Raw genomic sequence first — 22,186 nt, forward strand, 5'->3', positions numbered from 1 at the left:
ACGTGCCGTCACGTGCGGTGCTTCGCGGGGCGGGGAGCGAGCGTGACGGCAGGACCAGGGGCCGGTGCGCGCGCCGGCCCGATCAGGATTCCGGCCGGGAGGACGGGGGCGACGGCGCCCCCGCCGCGTTGCACTGGAGCGGCGGGGCCACGATCGCACAGTGGTGGTGGAGCGGCGGCAGCTCCTTCTCCGGCTCCTCCGGGGTCTCCTTCAGCACGTCGGAGCTGATGAAGGTCCACGCCAGCACGGATCCCACCACGAGCAGCCCGGCGCAGATCAGGACGGCGAGGCGGAAGCCGTGCCCGAAGGCCGCCGGGTTCTCGTAGTCGTCACCGGACAGTCCCACCATCAGCGGCAGGGCCGCCACCGACAGCAGGCCCGCCGCCCGGGCGACGGCGTTGTTCACACCGGAGGCGGTGCCCGCGTGCCGTACGTCGGCCGCCCCCAGCACGGTCGCGGTCAGCGGGGCCACCGTGCAGGCGAGGCCGAGCCCGAAGACGCACACCGCCGGCAGGACGTCGGCCACGTACGAGGCGTCGGCGCCGATGCGCAGCATCAGCAGCAGTCCCACCGCGGACAGCGCCGGGCCGACCGTCATGGGGATGCGCGGGCCGATCCGCTCGGCCAGCCGCCCGGAGCGTTCGGACAGCGCCAGCATGATGATCGTGATCGGCAGCAGCGCGGAGCCGGCGGCCAGCGGGGAGAACCGGGCCTCGGTCTGCAGCTCCAGCACCAGGAAGAAGAAGACGCCGCCGAGCGCGGCGTACACGGCGAAGGTCACCAGGTTCGCGGCGGTGAACTGACGGTTGGCGAAGAGGCCGGGCGGCAGCATGGGATGGCTGCTGCGCCGTTCGGTCCACACGAAGCCGGCCAGGGCCGCCAGGCCCAGGAAGCCGGAGACCCCGACGGCGGCCAGGTCGGCCTGCCGCCCGCCCGCACCGATCAGCGCGTACGTGATGCCCGCGAGGCCCACGGCGCCGAGCACGGCCCCGGCCACGTCGAAGTCGCCGGTGGCGGACTCGTCCCGGCTCTCCGGGACGTGCCGGGACGACACGGCGAGCACGAGTACCGCCAGCGGCAGGTTGATGAAGAAGACCCAGCGCCAGCTGACGGCGTCCACCAGCCAGCCGCCCAGCAGCGGCCCCAGCGCCCCGGCGATGCCGCCGAGGCCGGACCAGACGCCGATCGCGCGGGCCCGGTCCTCGGAGGCGAAGGACGACTGGATCAGCGCGAGCGACCCCGGTGTCAGCAGGGCGCCGCCGATCCCCTGGAGGGCGCGGGCGATGATCAGCACGTGGATGTCGGGCGCCAGGCCGCACATCAGCGAGGCCAGCGCGAACCACACCGTGCCGATCATGAAGATCTTGCGCCGCCCGAAGCGGTCGCCGAGGGAGCCGCCGAGCAGGATGAGCGCGGCCAGGGTGAGGGTGTAGGCGTTGACCGTCCACTGGAGCCCCTCAAGGGAGGCGCCGAGATCACGGCCGATGGTGGGGAGCGCCACGTTGACGACCGTGCTGTCGAGGAAGGTCATGCCCGACCCGAGCACGACGGCGACCAGCACCCACCGTCCCGCCGCTTCACCGAGCGTCAGCCCACCGGTCCGCCCCGTCGCGCGCGCGGCTTCCGTCATCGCAGCCTCCGGCCGTCCCCGCTGGTCTTCCCCGAGGCTACCCCGCGAGCACGGCCCTCGCGTGGCGTACGAAGATCTCGAAGCGCGGGAATCCGGGGCCGCGCGGGACGTTGAAGAAGGGGTGACCTCGCCGCCGCTTCCCGTTTTTCCGCCGTCCTTCCGGCTCTCGCTCCTCGACCGGTCCCCGGTGCGCAAGGGGCAGGACCCCGCGCAGGCGTTGCGGGACACCGTGTGGCTGGCGCAGCGGGCCGAGGAGCTCGGCTACCACCGCTTCTGGGTGTCCGAGCACCACGGGGTGCCGGGACTGGCGGGGTCGGCGCCCACCGTGCTGGCCGCGGCGATCGCGGGGGCGACGTCCCGGATCAGGGTGGGCACCGGCGGGGTGATGCTGCCGAACCACCGGCCGCTGGTGGTGGCCGAGCAGTTCGGGGTGCTGGAGTCGCTGTTCCCGGGGCGGATCGACATGGGGCTGGGCCGCTCGGTGGGCTTCACCGACGGCGTGCGGCGGGCACTGGGCAAGGACATGGGCGCGGCGGACGACTTCGCGGGGCTGCTGACCGAACTGCTGGGCTACTTCACCGGCAGCCCGGGCGGGGGCACCGCCGTGCACGCCCGGCCGCCGGAGGGACTGCGCCTGCCGACCTTCGTCCTGGCCACGGGCTCGGGCGCGGCGCAGGCCGCGGCCTTCGGGCTGCCGCTGGTGATCGCGGGCCGTGACGAGGGGCGGATGCGGGCGGCGATCGACCGGTACCGCGCCGAGTTCCGGCCCTCGGCGTGGGCGGCACGGCCGTACGTGGTGGTCTCCACGCCGGTCGCCGTCGCCGCCACCACCGAGGCGGCACGCCGGCTGCTGGTCTCCGAGGCCTGGTCGGCCGCGTACTCCCGCGACCACGGGGAGTTCCCGCCGCTGGGGCCGCCGGCGGAGATCCTGGCGGGCCCCATGACCGCCCGCGAACGCGGTCGTTTCGAGGAGTCGCTGGCCGGTGGCATCCACGGCACGGAGGCGGAGGCCGGGGCGGCGCTCGCGGGGCTGGTCGCACGCACCGGGGCGGACGAGGTCCTGGTCAGCACGGCCGGGTACGACCGCGCGGCACTGCTGGACTCCCACCGCCGGCTGGCCCGGGCGGCCGGCCTCGGAACGGACCGGCGACCCGCGGGCACGGGCGTGGTGTCCGCGTAGCCGGGCCCTGCCGCCACCTTCCCGCCTGCTCCGCGGCGCTCCCCGGCCACCCATCCGGGGAGGACTCCACCGCCCCGCGGCGCACGCGTGCACCGGGCACCTCCCAGCGGTGTCGGTGGGCCCGGGGGGACAGCGGTGGCCGGCGGCGCCCGGGACCGCCGCCGGACCCGCGGCCGATGAGTTCGGCGTCCCCGGGCGGTCTGCCTTCCCGACCGTACTTTCCCGAAGGTGGACCGATGACCGATCTGCACGACATCCTCAAGGCGTACGTCGACGACGGAACGGTGCCGGGGGCGGTGGGCCTGGTGGCCCGCGGCGAGCGGACCGAGGTGGCGGCCGTCGGCTCGGCCGGCATCGCCGGCACGGCCCCGGCCCCGATGGCCCCGGACTCGATCTTCCGCATCGCCTCGGTCTCCAAGCCGATCACCGCCGCCGCTGTCATGACGCTGGTGGACGACGGGCGGCTCACGCTGGACGACCCGGTGGCGAAGTGGCTGCCGGAACTGGCGTCGCCGGTGGTCGTCCGCACCCCGCACAGCCCGGTGGACGACGTCGTCCCGGCCGAACGTCCGATCACCGTGGCCGATCTGCTGGACGCCCGGGCCGGCTACGGGTTTCCCTCCGACTTCTCGCTCCCGGCGGTCGTGCCGCTGTTCTCCGAGCTGAAGCAGGGGCCGCCGATGCCCCGGCACGTCGCGGAGCCGGACGCGTGGATGGCGGCGCTCTCGCGCATCCCGCTGCTGGAGCAGCCCGGCGAGGCCTGGCTGTACAACACCACGTCGGACATCCAGGGCGTGCTGATCGCCCGGGTGGCCGGGCGGTCGCTGCCGGAGTTCCTGGCGGAGCGGATCTTCGAGCCGCTCGGCATGAAGGACACCGGCTTCGCGGTGCCGCCGGGCGACCTCGGCCGGTTCACCGGCTACTACCGGGCCGACCATCCGGGCGGTCTGCAGCTCGTCGACGCGCCGGACGGGCAGTGGAGCACCGTGCCCGCCTTCCCCTCGGGCGCCGGAGGACTGGTGTCGACCGCCGACGACCTGCACGCCTTCGGCCGCATGCTGCTCGGCGGCGGCATCGACGGCGGCAAGGCCGCCCGGCGGGTGCTGTCGCCGGAGTCGGTACGGCTGATGACGACCGATCGCCTGACGCCCGGCCAGCGGGAGGCCAGCCCGCTGTTCCTGGAGGGCCAGAGCTGGGGCTTCGGCGGATCGGTGGACGTCGCGTCCGTCGAGCCGTGGAACGTGCCGGGCCGCTACGGCTGGGTCGGCGGCACCGGCACGGCGGCCCACATCGTGCCGTCGACCGGCACGGTCACCGTGCTCCTGACCCAGCGGGAGCTGGCCGGCCCCACCCCGCCCGCGCTGATGCGCGACTTCTGGCGGTACGCCGCGGGGCGGTGAGGCCGCCGCGGCTCCGGCGTCGTCCGCGGATCAGTGGTCGTACGGGTGGGTGGGGCTCGACTCCAGTGTGTGGGTGAACAGGGCGAACTCCACCAGCCCGTCGGCGTTGGTGGTCACGCTCGCCGGGCGGGTCCCGGGGTAGCGGGAGGCGATGAGATCGGCGACCCGGTGGGCGGTCGCCGCGTCGGCCGCGGCGATGCGCACGTGGGCGACGCCCGGCTCGTACAGCGGTCCGAGGTCCTCGGCCATAGTGATGCTCCCCTTGTCCCGTCCGTCGGCGGCGGATCACCGCCGGAGACGGCCCGTTGGTCACCGCGGTTGCCCGCGCGGGCCGTTTTCACTCGAAGTCGTCAACCGGGAGGCTCAGGACAGCAGGAAGTCCGCCTTTCCGTCCTTCGCGCCCTGGATGAACATCTTGATCTCCAGGTCCGTGTAGATGAGCGCCGGCCCTTCGGGGTCGGTGGACTGCCGCAGCGCGACTCTGCCGTCCGCCAGTTTCATGGCTTCCACGCAACTTCCCCCGTTGCCGCCGCTCCACGGCTTGTGCCAGCCCTCGGTTCCGAGGTCCAGGGCACGCATGCCGTTGTATATGCGGTCGTCCATGTGTGTCAGATCTCCTTGCGGATGCCATCGAGGATGGCTGCGGTGCTGTGTGCGGGCGAGGCTTGCGCGCACATCCGGTCCAGGGCCTCGAGGAAGACGGACACGTCGTCCCGGTCGTCCAGGTAGGCGGCGCCGACCAGGCTCTCGGTGAAGACGACGTCCGGCAGCTCCTGGACCTGGAACCGGAAGATGTGGAAAGGCCCGTACATCGCGGGGTGCGGGCCCGCACTGAAGGGCATGATCTGCAGCCGTACGTAAGGCAGTTCGCACGCCGCCACGAGCCGTTCGAGCTGCGCGCACATGACGTCGGCGCCGCCGATGGGGCGCCGGAGCACGGTCTCGTCCATGACCACCCACAGCAGCGGCGCGTCGGGCCGGCACAGCAGTGCCTGGCGCTCCAGCCGCAGGGCGACGGCCCGCTCGGTCTCGGCGGCCGAGGCGTGCGGGCTGCCGGCCCGGAGCACGGCACGGGCGTACTCCTCGGTCTGCAGCAGGCCGGGCACGTAGTGCGGCTCGTAGGCGCGGATCGTGCCCGCCTCGGCCTCCAGGCTGACGAACGCACTGAACCAGGAGGGCAGGACGTCCCGATAACGGTGCCACCAGCCCGGCTGGTTGCCCTCCCGGGCGAGGTCGACGAAGGCGTCGGCCTCGGCCTGCGGCACCCCGTAGAGGCCGAGCAGCTTCTCCACGTACGGGATGCGGAGGCCGACCTCGGCCTTCTCCATGCGGCGGACGGTGGCGTGGGTGACGTCGAGGGCCCGCGCGGCCTGCTCGTACGAGAGCCCGGCCTTCTCGCGCAGGTGGTGGAGGCGTTTGCCGAGGATGACGCGCAGGACGGTCGGCGCTCCACCGGCCCTGGCCTCAGCCACGATCCCTCTCTCCCATGGAAGCAGTGTGCCATGTCAGGAATGGAACCGACACCCTGTATTGGCGATTGTGCAATTTGCAGAATGACCCTTGCCTTCTGTGCAGGCTCTGGCCATAGTTACCTGTGTGCTTCATGCCCTCAGCGCCCGGGACACCTTCCGGCTTCGCCTCCCGGCGCACGCCTCGTCGGTCGGGATCGCCCGCCGCCAGGTGCGGTCGACGCTGGGCCACTGGGGCCTGGAGGCCCTGGGCGACGACGCCGGGCTCGTCGTCACGGAGCTGTTCACCAACGCGGTACTGCACAGCGGGAGCGAGCACGTCGCCTGCCTGCTGTGGACCGCGGGGGGACTGCTGCACGTGGAGATCGTCGACGAGGGGCGCGGCGACGCCGGTCCGCTGAGCCGCCGGGCGGCGGATGCCGACGAGAACGGCCGCGGACTCGCCCTCGTCGCCCATTTGGCCGAAGGCTGGGGTGTCAAACCGCCCACTCGCGGTACGGGCCGCGCCGTGTGGGCGACCCTTGTCTGCGCGCGCGGCGGAGCCTCCCGGCGCACGGGCTGACACCCGGCAACGACCCCACTGCGGTCGCGTCGTGGCCAATTGGATGGTGGCGCCCTCCAGGCGGGCTTACGCTGGGGGTCGACGGAACGGCCCCTGGGCGAGCACCGACCACCCACGGCCTCCGCCCCGGGAGGAGCCGCCCACCGCGGCCCCCGCCCGGTTCCGCAACCGGCGCCACCGCGTCCGCTCAGCCCATCAGCCCGACCGGGCGAAGGCGTCCGGCAGCGGCCGGGCCCGGCGTCCGGCTCACCCGACACGAAGGAGTGCGCGGTGACACCCGAGAAGTCAAAGCGGAACCAGCTCCCCAAGGAGCCTGACGATCAGCCCAACCCGCAGCGGGAGGTGCGCAATCTGGACGTCTGGGCCAGGTCCGCGCCGATCCTGCTCGCCGGGTACGAGGACGATCTGAACGAGCTGCACATCCTGCGCAGCATCGACTGACCCGTCGCCAGGGCTGGTTCCGGGCCGTACGGGCAACGACGCCCGTGCGGCCCTTCCGTGCGCCGCCAGGCCGGCGTCAGCCGCCGCCCGGGCCGTTCGGCGGACGGATGGCGTACAGCTCCAGCACCTCCGGCGGCTCCGCGAGACCCGGGCCCCCGGCGCGCACCCAGGCCGTGATGTCCCGCACGGCGCCGGGGTCGTTGACGAGACCGAGCCAGACGGGACGGCCGCCCGCCGCGCGTCCCCGGGGCGACGGCTGGACGACCACGACATTGGCCTGCTCGCACACGTCGAGGCAGTCGGTGACCCGCACCCGGCACACCCCGCCGAGCGCTTCTTCCAAACCGGCCAACTGCGCCGCGTGATCGACACCGGGGACCTTCTCGGTGCCGCAGCAGCAGTCGCGGCAGACGCTCACCGTGCAGACGCCGGACCGGGCGGGCCGGCCGGACCCGGCGGACCCGGTGCTCACGCGAGCGTGATCCGCAGACCCACCGTGCCCTCGCGGCCCCGGCGCAGCCGGCTGCCGAAGAGGGTGAGCCGGCCCATCAACCCGTACTTGCGCGCCACCAGGGAGCGGTAGCGCTCACTGTCCCGCGCCTCCAGGATCTCGGCGCGGGCGGGCATCTGATCCCCCGTCGGCCGGCCGCGCACGTCGCAGGGACCGACCAGGACGTCGGCCCGGTTGCGGATCCGCTTGACCTTGCCGGAGTCGGCGGCCGTCCACGCCCCCAGGGCGTCGCCGTCGCGCACCACCCACACCGGGGTCGGCACGGAGCGGCCGTCCCTGCGGTAGGTGGTGACGAGGAGGTACTTCCCCGCCGCGAGACGGGCGGTCGCGCTGTCCTCGGTCATGCCCCCAGGCTACGCGGGCCGCGCCCGCGTGGCCGAGGCCGGGCCGACGGCGAGCAGGGACTTGCCCAGGCACACACTGAGCGGACTGTCCCTGTAGTGACCGAACTTGGCGACCGGGGTGTAGCCGCTGGAGGTGTACAGGGCGATCGCCTCGGGCTGCATCAGGCCGGTCTCCAGCACCATGCGGGTGCGGCCGGCGGCGGCCGCGTCGCGCTCCAGTTCCGCGAGCATCCGGCGGGCCAGCCCCTTGCCGCGGGCCTGCGGGACGACGTACATGCGCTTGAGTTCGGCGTCGCCGTCCTCGAAGCCGTCCGGGGAGGCGTCCTGGGCCCGCCAGCCGCCGGTCGCCACGGGGGCGCCGTCGAGGTAGCCGAGCAGGAAACGGCCGTACGGGGCGTCGAAATGCCCCACGTCCACCGGCGTCGCGTCGGGGTCGCCGTAGCGCTCCACGTACTCCTGCTGGACCTGCGCGGTCAGCAGGACGGCGTCGGGGTGGTCGTAGCGCGTCTTCCGGATCTGCACCCGCATATCGTACGTGCGTACGGAACGCACCCGTCGGGAGAGGCTCCGCCGCCGGGTATCGTCCCCGTCATGCTCACCGTGACGACCGTGAATGTGAACGGGCTGCGCGCCGCGGCCACGAAGGGGTTCCTGCCCTGGCTGGCGGCCACCTCCGCCGACGTGGTGTGCCTCCAGGAGGTGCGCGCGGAGCCCGGCCAGCTGCCGGAGGAGGTGCGCGCGCCGCGGGGCTGGCACGTGGTGCACGCCCCCGCCGCGGCCAAGGGGCGCGCCGGGGTCTCGGTGTACTCGCGGCTGGAGCCCGAGGCGGTGCGGATCGGCTTCGGCTCGCAGGAGTTCGAGGACTCCGGCCGCTACGCCGAGATCGACCTGCCCGGGATCACGGTGGCCAGCCTCTACCTGCCCTCCGGCGAGGTCGGCACGGAGCGGCAGACGGAGAAGGAACGGTTCATGGAGGAGTTCCTGGCCCACCTGACCACGCTCCGCGAGAAGAGCGCCGCCGGTGGCCGCGAGGCCCTGGTCTGCGGCGACTGGAACATCGCGCACACCGAGCGCGACCTGCGCAACTGGCGCGCCAACCAGAAGAAGGCCGGTTTCCTGCCGGAGGAGCGCGCCTGGCTGTCCCGGCTGTACGACGAGGGCGGCTGGACCGACGTCGTCCGCCGGCTCCACCCCGAGGGCGAGGGACCCTACAGCTGGTGGTCGTACCGCGGCCGGGCCTTCGACAACGACACCGGCTGGCGCATCGACCTGCACGTGGCCACCCGCGGCCTCGCCGCCCGTGCCGCGGCGGCCCGCGTCGAGCGCGCCGCCACCCATCCCGAGCGCTGGTCGGACCACGCGCCGGTGACGGTCGCCTACTCCCCCGCGTAGCGGCCCGCGCCCCGGAACCGGCGGCGGGCCGGGCGGCGGCCGTATCGTCTAGACAGCTGCCCCATCCGCCGTCGTTCCCGAGGAGTCCGCATGGCGCCCCCCGTCGTCCACTCGCTGCGCGAGCAGATCCGCGAGTACATCGTGGAGGGCATCGTCAGCGGGCGCTGGAAGCCGGGCGAGCGGATCGTCGAGCGCGGGATCGCGGTCGAGCTGGAGGTCAGCCAGACGCCCGTGCGCGAGGCGCTGCGCGAGCTGGAGGTCATGCGGCTCATCGAGTCGGCGCCGAACAAGGGTGTCCGGGTGCGCAATCTGACGGCGGCCGACCTGGAGGAGATCTACCCGGTGCGGGCCGGCCTGGAGCAGATCGCCGCCGAACTGGCGGCCCCCCGGCTGAGGGCGGACCTGTCGGCCCTGGAGGCAGAGGTCGCCCTGCTGCACGCCGCGGACCGGGACGGGGACGGGCAGGCCCAGGTGCGGCACACCGTCGCCTTCCACCGGGAGCTGGTGCGCGCGTCCGGCAACAGCGTGCTGCTGCACACCTGGGAGTCGCTGGGCATCGAGATCTGGACGGCGTTGTCGATCCGCTGGCTGGGGACCCGGCAGCAGTCGTACGCCGAGGAGCACCAGGCGGTCGTCGAGGTCTTCCGGCGCGGCGATCCGCGGGTGGGCGAGCTGGTGAAGGAACACGTGCTCGGGTGCGCGCCACGCACCTGAGTCACCGCTGGGCGCGTTTCTCCGGGTACATACTTCCGTGACACGCGTCACATGTATTTGATCGATCATCGATCAGAACTATGCTGAAAGCGGCCCCGCCCCGAACCACCTGGAAGGCGGTCACCGATGACCGACGCCACGCCGAGCACACCCGCTCACCTGCCCGACCTTGACCCCGAGGAGACCGGCGAGTGGGCCGCCTCCCTGGACGCGGTCAGCCATGCCGCCGGTCCCCACCGCGCCGCCTACCTGATGCGGCGGACACTGGACCACGCCCGGGCCCAGGGGCTCGACGTGCCCAGTCCCCTGGAGACGGCGTACGTCAACACCATCGCGACCGCCGACGAGCCGGTGCTCCCGGGCGACGAGGAGATGGAGCGACGCATCGCCGGCTGGAACCGGTGGAACGCGGCGGCGATGGTGACCCGCGGCAGCCGCCTCGGCCTCGGCGGCCACATCGCGACCTTCGCCTCGGCGGCCTGGCTCTACGAGACGGGCTTCAACCACTTCTTCCACGGCAAGCAGGCACCGGGCTCCGCGCTGTCCGGCGACTCGCGGCCGGCCTCCGGCGACCAGCTCTACATCCAGGGCCACGCCTCGCCCGGGATCTACGCGCGCGCCTTCCTCGACGGCCGGCTCACCGAGGCCGACCTGGACCGCTTCCGTCAGGAGGCGGGCGGCAACGGCCTGCCCTCGTACCCGCACCCGCGCCGGCTGCCGTGGCTGTGGGAGTTCCCCACCGTCTCCATGGGGCTCGGCCCGCTGAGCGCCATCCATCAGGCGCGCTTCAACCGCTACCTGCACCACCGCGGCATCAAGGACACCTCGGCCTCCCACGTGTGGGCCTTCCTCGGTGACGGCGAGATGGACGAGCCCGAGTCGACCGCGGCCCTGGCGCTGGCCGGCCGCGAGGGGCTGGACAACCTCACCTTCGTCATCAACTGCAACCTCCAGCGGCTCGACGGCCCGGTGCGCGCCAACTTCAAGATCGTGCAGGAGCTGGAGGCCCAGTTCCGCGCGGCCGGCTGGAACGTCGTCAAGTCGCTGTGGGGCTCGGCCTGGGACGAGCTGTTCGCGCTCGACACCACCGGCGCCCTGGTGCGGCGGCTGCGGCAGGTCCCGGACGGCCAGTTCCAGACGTACGCCACCCGCGACGCCGGGTACATCCGCGAGCACTTCTTCGGCGCCGATCCGGCGCTGGTCGAGATGGCCCGCCTGCTGACCGACGCCAAGATCGCCGAGTGCTTCCACACCTCGCGCGGCGGCCACGAACCGCGCAAGGTGTACGCGGCCTACCGTGCCGCGGTCGAGCACAAGGGCGCTCCCACCGTGATCCTGGCGCAGACGGTGAAGGGCTGGACGCTCGGTCCGGGCTTCGAGTCGCGCAACGCCAACCACCAGATGAAGAAGCTGTCCGGTGAGCAGTTCCGCGCGATGCGGGACCTGCTGGAGCTGCCGATCCCGGACAGCGCCCTGGACACCGACCTGGTGCCCTACGTGCACCCGGGCGCGAACTCGCCCGAGGTGCGCTACCTCCAGGAGCGCCGCGCCGCCCTCGGTGGCCCGGCCCCGGCCCGTACCGTGCACCCCGTGGCACTGCCCGAGCAGCCGGCCAAGGCCTTCGAGGCCCTGAACAAGGGCTCCGGCGGCCAGGAGATCGCCACCACCATGGCCCTGGTCCGGCTGGTGAAGGATTTGATGCGGGACAAGGAGACCGGCCGCCGCTGGGTGCCGATCGTCCCCGACGAGGCGCGCACGTTCGGCATGGAGTCGCTCTTCCCGAGCGCGGGCATCTACTCACCGCTCGGCCAGACCTACGACCCGGTCGACCGCGACATGCTGATGTACTACAAGGAGGCCAAGGACGGCCAGGTCCTCAACGAGGGGATCACCGAGGCCGGTTCGATGGCCGAGTTCACGGCCGCGGCCACCGCGTACGCCACGCACGGCGAGCCGATGATCCCGCTGTACATCTTCTACTCGATGTTCGGCTGGCAGCGCACCGCCGACCAGATGTGGGCCCTGGGCGACCAGCTCGGCCGCGGCTTCCTGGTCGGCGCGACCGCCGGGCGCACCACCATGACCGGCGAGGGCCTGCAGCACGCGGACGGCCACTCCCACCTGATCGCCTCCACCAACCCGGCGGCGGTCGCCTACGACCCGGCGTTCGCGTACGAGGTGGGCGTGATCGTCCGCGACGGCCTGCGGCGCATGTTCGGGCCGGACGCCGAGGACGTCTTCTACTACCTCACGGTCTACAACGAGACCAAGACGCAGCCGCCGATGCCCGACGCCGCCGGTGTCGAGGAGGGCATCGTCGCCGGCCTGTACCGCTTCCGCGAGGCAGGCACCGCGGGGCTGGCCGCCGACGCGCCGCGCCTGCAACTGCTCGCGTCGGGCACCGCGGTCCACTGGGTGCTGGAGGCCCAGCGGCTGCTGGCCGCCGAGTGGGGCGTGGCGGCGGACGTCTGGTCGGCCACCTCCTGGACCGAACTGCGCCGCGGCGGTCTGGCGTACGACGCGGCCCGGCTGCGCGGTGAGGAACCACCGCTGCCGCACGTCGCCCGGGTCCTGGAGGGCGCCCCCGGTCCGGTGCTCGCGGTGAGCGACTGGATGCGCGCGGTCCCGGACCAGATCAGCCAGTGGGTTCCGCAGGACTGGTACTCCCTCGGCACCGACGGTTTCGGCCTCTCCGACACCCGTGAGGCGGCCCGGCGCCACTTCGGCGTCGACCCGCAGTCGGTCGTCGTGGCGGCGCTCGCGGCGCTGGCGGCGCGCGGCGAGGTCAAGCGGGAGGCGGTCGAGGAGGCCCGCGAGCGGTACGGGCTGTAACACCCCTGCGGAAGCCCCCGTGCGCCCGGCGCGCACGGGGGCTTCCGCATGCACCGGTAGGTAGATCCGGCTTCGGAGTCGATCGCCCATTGTCGACGATCGTGCACTGCGTCCGGCCAGCACCCGCCGGGTTCGAGCCGGTGTCGTAATTACGGGGCGTCAGGCACTGATTCCTCGCGTGCCCGATGATCTTTGTGTGATGTCGCGTCGTCGCCGGTGATCGTTGCCGTTCAAGCGGACACCGTCTGCGACATCACGCGTGGAATCTCAGTAACTCGCCGCCTCTCACGTTGCCGCACCGAGCAGGCTTGAGAGTGGGCAGTCCGTCGCTTCGTCTCGGGCGACGGCCTGCCCACTACGCCGTCGGTGAGTTCGCAGGGACGGATGAGGGCGGGCCTCAGGCGGGAATGAGGCCGTGGGGGTTGATGATGAACTTTTCGGGCACTCCCGTGTCGAAGGTCGCGTAGGCTTCGGGGGCGTCGTCGAGGCTGATCACCTTCGTGTTGAGCATGGCGCTCAAGTAGGGCATGCGGTCCCACAGGATCGCCATCATCAGCTCGCGGTTGTAGTGCATGATCGGTGCCTGCCCGGCGGAGATCCGCGGCGACTTGATCCATGCCTTGCCGAAGTCGATCGGGTACGTTCCCTCTTGCTCGGCCTTCGACTTGGCGAGCGGGTCGGGGCCGTAGACGCCGATGACTCCGGTGGCTCCGCCCGCCCGAGTGGCGTCGACCACCTGGTTGATGGCGTAGGCCGGGTCCATGTCCCCGCCCTCGCGGCCGATGCCGTGTGCCTCGGTGCCGACGTAGTCGACTGCGCAGTCGACCATGGGTTCGCCCAGGATGGCCTCGATCTGGTCGGTGAGTGCTGCGTCCTGCCTCAGGTCGATCGTCTCGCAGCCGTTCTTCTCCACCAGCTCCAAACGGTCCATGCTGTAGTCGCCGACGATGATGCAGGACGCCCCGAGGAGGCGCGCGGCTGCTGCACCGCAGCGGCCGACCGGGCCGGCGCCGGCGATGTACACGGTCGAGCCCGGCTTGGCCCCGGCCTCCATGAGACCGTGGAACGCGGTGGGCAGGATGTCCGAGAGCAGCGCCAGGTCACGGATCTTCGCCATGGCCTGGTCCCTGTCCGGGAAGCGCAGGAGCTGGAAGTCGGCGTACGGGACGAACAGGTACTCGGCCTGACCGCCGGTCCAGTCGCCCAGGTTGAAGCCGTACGCTCCGCAGGACACCTTGGGGTTCGTGGTCTCGCAGACGTCGGTCCGACGCGCCCTGCAGTTGCGGCATCGTCCGCATGCGACGTTGAACGGGACGGAGACGAGGTCGCCCTCGCTGAGGAACTCGACGTCGGGGCCGACCTCGATGACCTCCCCGGTCATCTCGTGCCCCATCACCATGCCCTGGGGCACCGGGAAGGACCCGCGGTAGATGTGCAGGTCGCTCCCGCAGATGTTGGTGGCGACGATTCTGAGGATGACTCCGTGCGGGGCCTTCTTCCCGTTCGGCATCTGAAGCTTCGGGAAGTCCAGGGACTCAACGCGCATGTCTTTCGGGTTCTGGAAGGTGACGGCGCGGTTGATGCTTGCCATGACGATCTCCTCTGCTGATCCACAGGGTCTTGGCCGTGGGAGTGCCGGATCTCATTTCGGTGGCTTGCGACTTCTCCCTATCGGGCGGGTTGCAGTGCGGCGGCGAAGCGTTCGCTGATCGCCTTGCAGAAGGCGGGGAGGTCCTGCGGGCCACGGCTGGAGATCACCTGGCGGTCGGTCACGACCTCCTCGTCGACGACCTCGGCGCCGGCGTTGCGTAGGTCAGTACGAATGCTGGGCCAAGAGGTGAGGCGGCGACCGCGCAGCACGCCAGCCTCCGCCAGTGTCCGAGGTCCGTGGCAGATGGTGGCAACGGCCTTCCCGGTCCACGAACTCCCTCACGTCACGAAGGTGACGGCGTCGGGATCGGTGCGCATCTGGTCGGGGTTCATGGTGCCGCCGGGCGGCAGGAGCGCCTCGTAGTCGCCCACGCGGGCGTCAGCGACCTTCTTGTCCACGGTCGGGCGTCAGCGACCTTCTTGTCCACGGTAAAGGTTCCGGCCGGCTCGATGTCCATCTGGCGCGCGTTGATCTCGCCGGTCCGGAGGGGAGGAGTTCGGCCTGCGCTCCAGCGCCCAGCAGTGCGCCGAGAGGCTCTTCGAGCTCGACGCGCTCAACGCCGTCCGTGGCCAGGATTGCGACCTTCCTGCCGTGCAGTTCGTTGGTCATGGTGCGTGGTTCCTTCCGGTGGTCGGCGGGGGACCGGTTCGGGTCCGCGCTGCCGCCGCTCAGCTGCCGTCGAGGTGGAGGAGGACCTTGGTCCAGCCGTCCTCGCGGTGGCCGAAGTGCTGGTAGGCCCGCGGCGCCTGCTCCAGCGACAGCTCCTGGGAGACGCTCCACGACGGCTTGGCCTTGCCCTGCTCGATCAGCCCGCACAGCTGACGGTTGTGCGCCTTGACATCGGCCTGGCACGTCCCCACGGTCTGGTGCGCACATCACCGTGGACGGAGTGCCGCACGGAAAGGCCTCACCACTCCCACTGTCCCACCCCCACAAGACATGTCAAAAGGGTCGAATCACCATGCATGGCCGGTGAGGCGCCGGAAAACCGGTAGGCGCTGAGGCATGCCCGGCCCACGCCAAACCACTACCGGTCACTTGGCCGTCGGCCCGTCGTCGCGCATCGGAAGGCACGATGCCCACGGGTACGCATTTCGACGTCGCCGTACTGGCGCGGGCCCGGCGGGTACGCGGCCGCCGTGCGTGCCTCCCGGCCGGGCCTGCACACCGCCGCCGTAGAGGCCAAGTACCGGGCAGCGTCTGCCTCAACGTCGACTGCATCCCGTCCAAAGCCCTGTGCGCACGCCGACGACCGGCAGGGCCCGCACGGAGCGAGAGGGCCAGCGGGATCACTCCCGGACGACGACGTTGCGCTTGCGCCTGACCGGCGCCGTGCCCGCATTGGAGGCGAACAGCTCGGGTGGATGGGCCCGGATGCGCTCGACGTCCTCGAAGACCGCACGCAGGTGGGTGCGCATAGCCGCTTGGCCGAGACCGTGAGCGTCGGCAGATCCTTCCGCGTCAACTCGACCACCGGGCGCCAGTCTCGCCGGGACTCGAACAGCCCCTCCTGCCCAGGGGTGGTCAAGCCCTCAGAGACAGGGCGGCATGGCATAGGTGGGGCCACGTCCGGGCGACGCAGGCTTAGCGGAAGCTGCCCCGGGACAGTGGGTGGGAGAACCGTGGGGTCGTCCCGCGTTGGGGCCGCGGCCGCGCGCATGTGTTCCACCCATTGCAGCCGCTCGCGCTGATCGGCGCCGGTACGGCCGGTGCGCCCGCCGTACGTCTTCAGGCGTTGGGCGTGAGTGGGAGCGAGGCCGCAGGAGAGGAGCATCAGCTGGCGGCTTCGTGGGCCGGCGCCTTCAGGGTCGGTGGCCCACGCGGCGTCGGCGTCGAGCCGGACAGCGTGCAGACATGCCCGGCACAGACGGCCGGGGTTGAGGTATCCCGTGTGACGGCAGCGCAGGGATACGGCCTGCTCAGGATGCTTCGCAGCCGAAGGCCGTCTTCGCGGTCGCCTTCGCCTGTGTGGTCTCGTTCATGGGGATCGGCCTGGTCGACCCGATCCTGCCCGCGATATCAAGCCAACTGGACGCCTCCCCCAGCCAGGTGACGCTGCTGTTCATCGGTTACCTGGTGGTCACCGCGGTCGCCATGCTGATCACCGGCTGGGTCTCCAGCCGGGTGGGGGCCGAGCGGACGCTGATCGCCGGCCTCGCCCTGATCGTGGTGTTCGCCGCGCTGGCCGGCGCGTCGGGGAGCATCGGCGGCATCGTCGGCTTCCGGGCCGGCTGGGACGTCGGCAACGCGCTGTTCATCGCCACCTCCCTGGGGGTGATCGTCGCGTCGGCGAGCGGCGGCTTCGTCGGCGCGATCACCCTCTACGAGAGCGCGCTGGGCGTCGGCATCGCGGTTGGCCCGCTGCTCGGCGGCGTGCTGGGTGAAGTGAGCCGGCGCGGGCCGTTCTCCGGTGTCGCGGTGCTGATGTCCCTCGCGCTGGTCGCCACCGTCGTGCTCGTCGAGCCGATGCAGCTGCCGGCCCGCAGGACCGGGCTGAGCGAGCCGCTGAAGGCGCTGCGCCACCGCGGTCTGCTGACGATGTCGCTCACCGCGCTCTGCTACAACGGGGCGTTCTTCACCGTGCTCGGCTACGCCCCGTTCCCGATGGGGCTCGGTGCCATCCAGCTCGGTCCGGTCTTCACCGGCTGGGGCGCCCTGGTCGCGCTCTTCGCCGTCTTCGGCGCGCCGCGGCCGCAGGCCCGCCTCGGCATCGCCAGGACGCTGTACGCCAACCTGGCGCCGTTCGCCCTGACCGTGCTGGCGATCGCGATCTGGACGGACAACCGGACCGTCCTGATCGTCTGCGTGACCGTCGCCGGTGGGACCGCAGCGTCGCCTCGGCCGCGTACGGCTTCGTCCGCTTCATCGGCGGCGGCCTGGCCCCCTTCGCCGCGGGCAAACTGGTGGAGGCCTTCGACATCCACCTGCCGTTCTGCATCGGCGCGGGCGCCCTGGTGCTGGGCATCGTCATCCTCTCCACGGCGCACGGCCTGCTGGGCCAGGCCGAACGGCTCCAGGCCGAGCAGGTCGCGCCGGACACGGCACCGAAGCCGGCCGTCGCCACCACCGCGCCGTCGCTGCTGCCGGTCGAGTACGACGCGGCCAAGGGCGCGATCGTCGCCGCGGTCGACGGTTCCTCCCACACAGAGCGGGTCGCCGAGGCCGCAGGCCGGCTGGCGGCGATCAACGGCCGCACCGTGTACGTCGTCCACGCCGAGGAGTCGGCCGTCTCCGGGGAGTCGGGCGCCGAGGGCGAGGACCTGGAGTCCGCCCGCACCGCGGTGCGCACCCACCTGGACCGGCTCGCCGCGCAGGGCGTCCCCGCGGTCGGGCACGTGCTGCGGCACGCCACCGGCCACGGCGAGATCGGGCGGCTCATCGCCGAGCACGCCGAGGCGGCGGGGGCGCGTGCCATCGTGATCGGCGCCCCGACGCACGGCGGGCTCTGCGCGCTGATGGACGCGAGCGCGGGACGGGAGCTGATGCGCCGCGCGACCTGCGACATCGTGCTGATCAACCCGCGGGCCGCGGAGGTGGGGGCCGCCGCCTGACCCCTCCCGCGACGGTCCGCGAGCCGGCCGCGTCCCCCACGCCATCGAAATCCGCACGAAGCGGACGTATGGTGGCCAGACGGTGCAGTTCGCCGGGGGACGCGGCCACCGTGCTCTTCATGATCGTCACGCAGGCACGCCGGAGGCGGCCATGGCGGACCCCAAGGGCTTTCTCACCACCCCTCGCCGTACTCCCGAACGGCGCCCGGTGGACGAACGGGTGCAGGACTGGCAGGAGGTGTACACGGGCCAGGGCCTGCTGCCGATCGTCTCCGCACAGGCGGGCCGGTGCATGGACTGCGGCATCCCGTTCTGCCACGCCGCCTGTCCGCTCGGGAACATGATCCCCGACTGGAACGACCTGGTCTTCCGCGAGGACTGGGTCGCGGCGTCCGATCGGCTGCACGCCACCAACAACTTCCCCGAGTTCACCGGCCGGCTCTGCCCGGCGCCCTGCGAGAGCGCCTGCGTCCTCACCATCAACGCCGACCCCGTCACGATCAAGAACGTGGAGGTGGCGATCGCCGACCGGGCCTGGGCCGAGGGGCTCGCCGTCCCGCTCCCGCCGGAGTGCCGCACCGGCCGCACCGTGGCGGTGGTCGGCTCGGGGCCCGCGGGGCTGGCCGCCGCGCAGCAGCTCACCCGGGCCGGGCACACGGTCACGGTGTACGAGCGGGACGACCGGCTGGGCGGCCTGCTCCGGTACGGGATACCGGAGTTCAAGATGGAGAAGCACCACCTGGACCGGCGGCTGCACCAGATGCGGGCCGAGGGCACCCGCTTTTGCACCGGCGCCGAGGTCGGCGGGGACCTCGACGCACACCGGGTGATCGCCGAGCACGACGCGGTGCTGCTCGCGGTGGGTGCCCGCGCCTGGCGGGAACTACCCGTCCCGGGGAGGGAGTTGGCGGGAATCCATCAGGCCATGGACTACCTGACGCTGGCCAACCGGGTGTGCGAGGGCGATCTCACCTCGTCCCCGATCAGCGCGCAGGGCAAGGACGTGGTGATCGTCGGCGGGGGCGACACCGGCGCGGACTGCCTGGGAACCGTGCTGCGCCAGCGCGCCGCCTCCGTCGTCCAGCTGGACATCAACCCCCTGCCCGGCTGGGACCGCCCCGAGCACGAGCCCTGGCCGGTGTACCCCCGGGTCTTCCGGATCTCCCCCGCGCACGAGGAGGCCCGGCTGCTGGGCCGCCGCGAGCACTGGGACACCGCCGAGCACGGCTGCGTCCCGCTGCCCGGCCCGCAGGGCGACATCCGGGTCTTCTCCGCCTCCACCTTCCGCTTCGAGGGGGACGACGACGGGCATGTCGCCTCCCTGCACCTCGTGGGCGTGGAGCCCTCCGGGCGGCGGCCGCGGGCCGGCACCGAACGCGTCGTCCCTGCCCAGCTCGTGCTGCTGGCCCTGGGGTTCTCGGGCCCCGAGCGGAACGAGGGCGTCGTCCCGCAGCTCGGCCTGGGACTCGACGCGCGCGGCCGGATCGCCCGCGACGCCGCATTCGCCACCACGGTGGAGAAGGTCTGGGTCGCGGGCGACGCCGGTCGCGGTCAGTCGCTGATCGTCTGGGCGATCGCCGAGGGCCGCTCGGCGGCGGCGGCCGTGGACCGCGCGCTGCGCGGCGCCACCTGCCTGCCGGCGCCGATCACGCCGACGGACCAGCCGCTGGTGGTGTGACGACGGTGCGCGGACGCGGTGCGAAGCCCGCCGCGCGGTAGGCGTCGTCGATCAGCCGCATCGACTCCACCGCGTCGTCGGCGTCGGTGGCCACCCGGGTGCCGTTCCGCACCAGGTCGGCGAAGGCCTCCAGCTGGTACGTGTACGAGGTGCGCCGGCCCAGCTCCTCCACGCGCTCGCCGTCGGGCGTCCGGACCAGCAGCCGGTCGTCGAGGTGCGGCAGGACGAAGTTGACCGCGGTCGCCTCGCCCCGGCTGCCGACGACACGCAGGCTCATGTCCTCCGCCTCCGACGCCATGTTGCAGCGCGCGGTGCCGGTGGCGCCGCCGGGGAAGACCAGGTCGGCCTCCAGCCACTCGTCCACCCCGGGCATGCCGGCGTGCTCGCCGCCTCGGGCGCCCGCCACGCGCGGCGCGCCGCCGCCCCACGGGGCGAGGGCGCGGTGCGCGTGCAGCGCGTAGCAGCCGAGGTCCATCACCGCTCCGCCGGCCAGCTCCAGCGACCAGCGGGGGTCGGAGTCCGGCGGGGCGGGGATGTTCACCGTGGCCTCCACCTGCCGCAGCTCGCCGAGCTCCCCGCTTTCCAGCAGCTCGTGCAGGCGGCGGATGACCGGGTGGTACAGGTTGTGGAACGCCTCCATGAAAGCGACGCCCGCCTTGGCGGCGGCGTCCCGGACCTCGATGGCCTCCTCCAGATTGCTGGCGGAGGGCTTCTCGGTCAGGACGTGCTTGCCCGCCGCGATGGCGGCCAGGTTCCACGGCCCGTGCAGGCCGTTGGCGAGCGGGTTGTAGATCGCCTCGATCTCGGGGTCGGCGAGCAGGTCGGCGTAGGAGTCGTGGACGCGCTCGACGCCGTGGGCGGCGGCGTACTCCTCGGCGCGGCCGCGGTCGCGGGCGGCGACGGCGACCAGGCGGTGGCCGGTGATGCGGGCGGGGTCGACGATGGCGCGCTCGGCGATGCGGGCGGCGCCGAGCACTCCGATGCGCAGGGGTTCGGTGCTCATGCGGTACGTACCTCTTCCATCCGTACGGGTCGGCGGTCGCGCAGTGACAGCGTGCAGGCTTCGGCGATCCAGCCCGCCTCGACCGCGTCCGCGACGCTACACGGCGACGGTCGGAGCCCCGCCACCACCTCGGTGAAAGCGGCGAGCTCGGCCCGGTAGGCAGCGCGGAAGCGGTCCATGAAGAAGTGGTGCGGGGGGCCCGCGGGGAAGCCGGCGCCCGGTTCGACGGAGCGCAGCGGCAGCCCGTCCTCCAGGCCCACCGCGATGCTGTCCCTGGTGCCGTGCAGCTCCATCCGGACGTCGTAACCGCGCGGGTTGTGGCGGCTGTTGGAGATCAGGACGAGCGTGCCGTCGTCGAGGGTGAGCACGGCCGCCGCGGTGTCGGCGTCACCGGCGGCGGCGATGTAGTCGGCGCCGCGGTTGCCGCCCGTCGCGTACACCTCGGTGACCTCGCGGCCGGTCACCCAGCGCACGATGTCGAAGTCGTGGACCGAGCAGTCCCGGAAGATGCCTCCGGAGACGGCCACATAGGCGGCCGGCGGCGGCTCGGGGTCGAGGGTGGTGGAGCGGACGGTGTGCAGAAGGCCGAGCTCACCTGCGGCGACGGCCTCCCGGGCGGCGGCGAAGCCCGCGTCGAAGCGCCGGTTGTAGCCGATCTGCACGGGCACGCCGCCGTCCTGGACGGCGCGCAGCACCCCGACGCTCTCCTCGATCGTGCGGGCGACCGGCTTCTCGCAGAAGACGGGCACCCCCGCCTCGACCGCGGCCAGGATGAGCCGGGGATGGGCGTCCGTCGCGGCGGCGACGACGATCCCGTCGACGCCCGAGGCGATCACGTCCTCGGGCGATGCGGCCACCTCGGCGCCGTACCGGGTGGCGGCGGCCTCGGCCGCGGCGCGGACCGGGTCGGTGACGACGAGGGACTCCACGACGGGCAGCGCGGCCAGGGTCTCCGCGTGGAGGGCCCCGATCCGGCCGAGGCCCATCAGGCCGATGCGCATGGGTGGTTGCTCCTCGGGGTTGCGGGCGGGTCGGATGGAGCGGGGGTCAGTCCAGGCCGCCGAGGACGTTCTGGTCCCAGTCCAGGACCGCGCCGGTGACCACGCCGCTGCGGTCGGACAGCAGCAGCACGACGAAGTCGGCGATCTCGTCGGCCTGTCCGAGCCGGCCCATCGGGAGCCGGCGGCCGGCCTCCTCGCGCCAGTCGTCACCCGCGCCGTGGAAGGCGCGCTGGGTGGCGTCCTCGCCCTCGGTGTCGGTCCAGCCGATGTTGAGCCCGTTGATCCGCACACGGTCCCAGCGGTGGGCGTGCGCCGCGTTGCGGGTGAGTCCGGCCAGGCCCGCCTTGGCCGCCACATAGGGGGCGAGGAAGGGCTGCCCGCCGTGGGCGGAGGAGGAGATCACGTTGACGATCGTGCCGGGCGCCGAACGGGCGACCATGTCGGCGACGGCGGCCTGCATCGCGAAGAACGGACCGCGCAGGTTGACCGCGACATGCGCGTCGAAGAGCTCCGGCGTGGTGTCGAGCAGGGTGCCGCGCGAGGTCAGCCCCGCGGCGTTGACCAGGCAGTCGATCCGGCCGTGGGCGGCCACCACGGCCTCGACGGCGCCGCGCGCCTGGCCGGGGTCGGCCAGGTCGCAACGCAGGTACGCGGCCTTGGCACCGGCGGCGGCCAGTTCTGCCGCCAGCTCCTCCCCCGGCCCGGGGCGGCGTCCGGTGACGGTCACGACGGCACCCTCGCGGGCGGCCGCCCGCGCGACGGCGGCGCCGACGCCCTGGCTGCCGCCGTTGATCAGGACGATCCTGTCCCGCAGCAGTCCCATGCGG

General features: G+C 72.7%; 23 protein-coding genes and 1 pseudogene. 10 read left to right on the forward strand and 14 right to left on the reverse strand.

Annotated elements, in window-relative coordinates:
- Positions 1-82: 82 nt before the first annotated feature.
- Complete coding sequence (locus PV364_RS15660; RefSeq protein WP_319660580.1) at positions 83-1,630, reverse strand: MFS transporter; 1,548 nt, start codon at positions 1,628-1,630, stop codon at positions 83-85.
- Positions 1,631-1,751: 121 nt separating this feature from the next.
- Here PV364_RS15660 and PV364_RS15665 point away from each other — a divergent pair, with 121 nt between their 5' ends.
- A complete protein-coding gene (locus PV364_RS15665; RefSeq protein ID WP_319660581.1) occupies positions 1,752-2,810 on the forward strand; it encodes an LLM class flavin-dependent oxidoreductase in 1,059 nt (352 codons plus the stop codon).
- Positions 2,811-3,046: 236 nt separating this feature from the next.
- Positions 3,047-4,210, forward strand: coding sequence for a serine hydrolase domain-containing protein (locus PV364_RS15670; protein WP_319660582.1), 1,164 nt, complete (start codon positions 3,047-3,049; stop codon positions 4,208-4,210).
- A 30-nt stretch (positions 4,211-4,240) separates the two neighbouring features.
- Here PV364_RS15670 and PV364_RS15675 read toward each other — a convergent pair whose 3' ends face one another.
- The 3 genes from PV364_RS15675 to PV364_RS15685 form a co-directional block, all read right to left on the reverse strand.
- Entirely contained in the window at positions 4,241-4,459 is a 219-nt protein-coding gene (locus PV364_RS15675) for a hypothetical protein (protein ID WP_319660583.1), read from the reverse strand.
- A gap of 114 nt (positions 4,460-4,573) precedes the next feature.
- Positions 4,574-4,813, reverse strand: coding sequence for a DUF397 domain-containing protein (locus PV364_RS15680; RefSeq protein WP_319660584.1), 240 nt, complete (start codon positions 4,811-4,813; stop codon positions 4,574-4,576).
- A 5-nt stretch (positions 4,814-4,818) separates the two neighbouring features.
- Entirely contained in the window at positions 4,819-5,682 is an 864-nt protein-coding gene (locus tag PV364_RS15685) for a helix-turn-helix transcriptional regulator (RefSeq protein WP_319660586.1), read from the reverse strand.
- Positions 5,683-5,806: 124 nt separating this feature from the next.
- Here PV364_RS15685 and PV364_RS15690 point away from each other — a divergent pair, with 124 nt between their 5' ends.
- Both PV364_RS15690 and PV364_RS15695 read left to right on the forward strand, forming a co-directional pair.
- Positions 5,807-6,241 carry an ATP-binding protein gene (locus tag PV364_RS15690; RefSeq protein WP_319660587.1) on the forward strand — a complete coding sequence of 145 codons (435 nt, stop codon included), beginning with the start codon at positions 5,807-5,809 and terminating at the stop codon, positions 6,239-6,241.
- Positions 6,242-6,511: 270 nt separating this feature from the next.
- Complete coding sequence (locus tag PV364_RS15695) at positions 6,512-6,682, forward strand: hypothetical protein (RefSeq protein WP_319660588.1); 171 nt, start codon at positions 6,512-6,514, stop codon at positions 6,680-6,682.
- Between the two features lie 76 nt (positions 6,683-6,758).
- Here the strand turns inward: PV364_RS15695 and PV364_RS15700 are convergent, their stop codons facing one another.
- From PV364_RS15700 to PV364_RS15710, 3 genes are read right to left on the reverse strand one after another with little or no spacing between them, the layout of a single operon-like run.
- The gene (locus PV364_RS15700; RefSeq protein WP_319660589.1) at positions 6,759-7,154 is read right to left on the reverse strand and encodes a (2Fe-2S) ferredoxin domain-containing protein; all 396 of its coding nucleotides are present in this window, start codon (positions 7,152-7,154) and stop codon (positions 6,759-6,761) included.
- The gene (locus PV364_RS15705; protein ID WP_319660590.1) at positions 7,151-7,537 is read right to left on the reverse strand and encodes a PPOX class F420-dependent oxidoreductase; all 387 of its coding nucleotides are present in this window, start codon (positions 7,535-7,537) and stop codon (positions 7,151-7,153) included. Before PV364_RS15705 ends, PV364_RS15700 begins: the two co-directional genes overlap by 4 nt.
- Positions 7,538-7,546: 9 nt before the next feature.
- Positions 7,547-8,059 (reverse strand): GNAT family N-acetyltransferase, encoded by a 513-nt coding sequence (locus PV364_RS15710; RefSeq protein ID WP_319660591.1) that lies wholly within the window; start codon positions 8,057-8,059, stop codon positions 7,547-7,549.
- Positions 8,060-8,128: 69 nt separating this feature from the next.
- Here PV364_RS15710 and PV364_RS15715 point away from each other — a divergent pair, with 69 nt between their 5' ends.
- From PV364_RS15715 to aceE, 3 genes are all read left to right on the forward strand, one after another.
- A complete protein-coding gene (locus PV364_RS15715; protein WP_319660592.1) occupies positions 8,129-8,929 on the forward strand; it encodes an exodeoxyribonuclease III in 801 nt (266 codons plus the stop codon).
- Positions 8,930-9,019: 90 nt separating this feature from the next.
- The gene (locus tag PV364_RS15720; RefSeq protein WP_319660593.1) at positions 9,020-9,643 is read left to right on the forward strand and encodes a GntR family transcriptional regulator; all 624 of its coding nucleotides are present in this window, start codon (positions 9,020-9,022) and stop codon (positions 9,641-9,643) included.
- A gap of 126 nt (positions 9,644-9,769) precedes the next feature.
- Entirely contained in the window at positions 9,770-12,475 is a 2,706-nt protein-coding gene (gene aceE, locus PV364_RS15725) for a pyruvate dehydrogenase (acetyl-transferring), homodimeric type (protein WP_319660594.1), read from the forward strand.
- 397 nt (positions 12,476-12,872) lie between these two features.
- On the opposite strand, the gene PV364_RS15730 is transcribed toward aceE, so the two are convergent.
- The 4 genes from PV364_RS15730 to PV364_RS15745 form a co-directional block, all read right to left on the reverse strand.
- A complete protein-coding gene (locus PV364_RS15730; protein ID WP_319660595.1) occupies positions 12,873-14,066 on the reverse strand; it encodes an alcohol dehydrogenase catalytic domain-containing protein in 1,194 nt (397 codons plus the stop codon).
- 77 nt (positions 14,067-14,143) lie between these two features.
- A complete protein-coding gene (locus tag PV364_RS15735; protein ID WP_319660596.1) occupies positions 14,144-14,335 on the reverse strand; it encodes a DJ-1/PfpI family protein in 192 nt (63 codons plus the stop codon).
- Between the two features lie 459 nt (positions 14,336-14,794).
- Positions 14,795-14,986 (reverse strand): hypothetical protein, encoded by a 192-nt coding sequence (locus PV364_RS15740; RefSeq protein ID WP_319660597.1) that lies wholly within the window; start codon positions 14,984-14,986, stop codon positions 14,795-14,797.
- Positions 14,987-15,415: 429 nt separating this feature from the next.
- Complete coding sequence (locus PV364_RS15745) at positions 15,416-15,544, reverse strand: hypothetical protein (RefSeq protein WP_319660598.1); 129 nt, start codon at positions 15,542-15,544, stop codon at positions 15,416-15,418.
- Positions 15,545-16,034: 490 nt separating this feature from the next.
- Here PV364_RS15745 and PV364_RS15755 point away from each other — a divergent pair.
- The 3 genes and pseudogenes from PV364_RS15755 to PV364_RS15765 all read left to right on the forward strand — a co-directional run.
- A pseudogene (locus PV364_RS15755) lies at positions 16,035-17,164 on the forward strand (MFS transporter); the annotation flags it as partial.
- Positions 17,165-17,299: 135 nt separating this feature from the next.
- A complete protein-coding gene (locus PV364_RS41250; protein ID WP_401973990.1) occupies positions 17,300-17,677 on the forward strand; it encodes a universal stress protein in 378 nt (125 codons plus the stop codon).
- 151 nt (positions 17,678-17,828) lie between these two features.
- Positions 17,829-19,355 carry a glutamate synthase subunit beta gene (locus tag PV364_RS15765; protein ID WP_319660601.1) on the forward strand — a complete coding sequence of 509 codons (1,527 nt, stop codon included), beginning with the start codon at positions 17,829-17,831 and terminating at the stop codon, positions 19,353-19,355.
- On the opposite strand, the gene PV364_RS15770 is transcribed toward PV364_RS15765, so the two are convergent.
- From PV364_RS15770 to PV364_RS15780, 3 genes are read right to left on the reverse strand one after another with little or no spacing between them, the layout of a single operon-like run.
- The gene (locus tag PV364_RS15770) at positions 19,324-20,358 is read right to left on the reverse strand and encodes a Gfo/Idh/MocA family oxidoreductase (RefSeq protein WP_319660602.1); all 1,035 of its coding nucleotides are present in this window, start codon (positions 20,356-20,358) and stop codon (positions 19,324-19,326) included. The two genes, PV364_RS15765 and PV364_RS15770, sit on opposite strands and share 32 nt — an antisense overlap.
- Entirely contained in the window at positions 20,355-21,359 is a 1,005-nt protein-coding gene (locus PV364_RS15775; RefSeq protein WP_319660603.1) for a Gfo/Idh/MocA family oxidoreductase, read from the reverse strand. The genes PV364_RS15770 and PV364_RS15775 overlap by 4 nt, the downstream gene beginning before the upstream one ends.
- A gap of 46 nt (positions 21,360-21,405) precedes the next feature.
- A complete protein-coding gene (locus tag PV364_RS15780) occupies positions 21,406-22,182 on the reverse strand; it encodes an SDR family oxidoreductase (protein ID WP_319660604.1) in 777 nt (258 codons plus the stop codon).
- Between the last annotated feature and the right edge of the window lie 4 nt (positions 22,183-22,186).

This window comes from Streptomyces sp. MI02-7b (assembly GCF_033793585.1).
Lineage (GTDB): Bacteria > Actinomycetota > Actinomycetes > Streptomycetales > Streptomycetaceae > Actinacidiphila.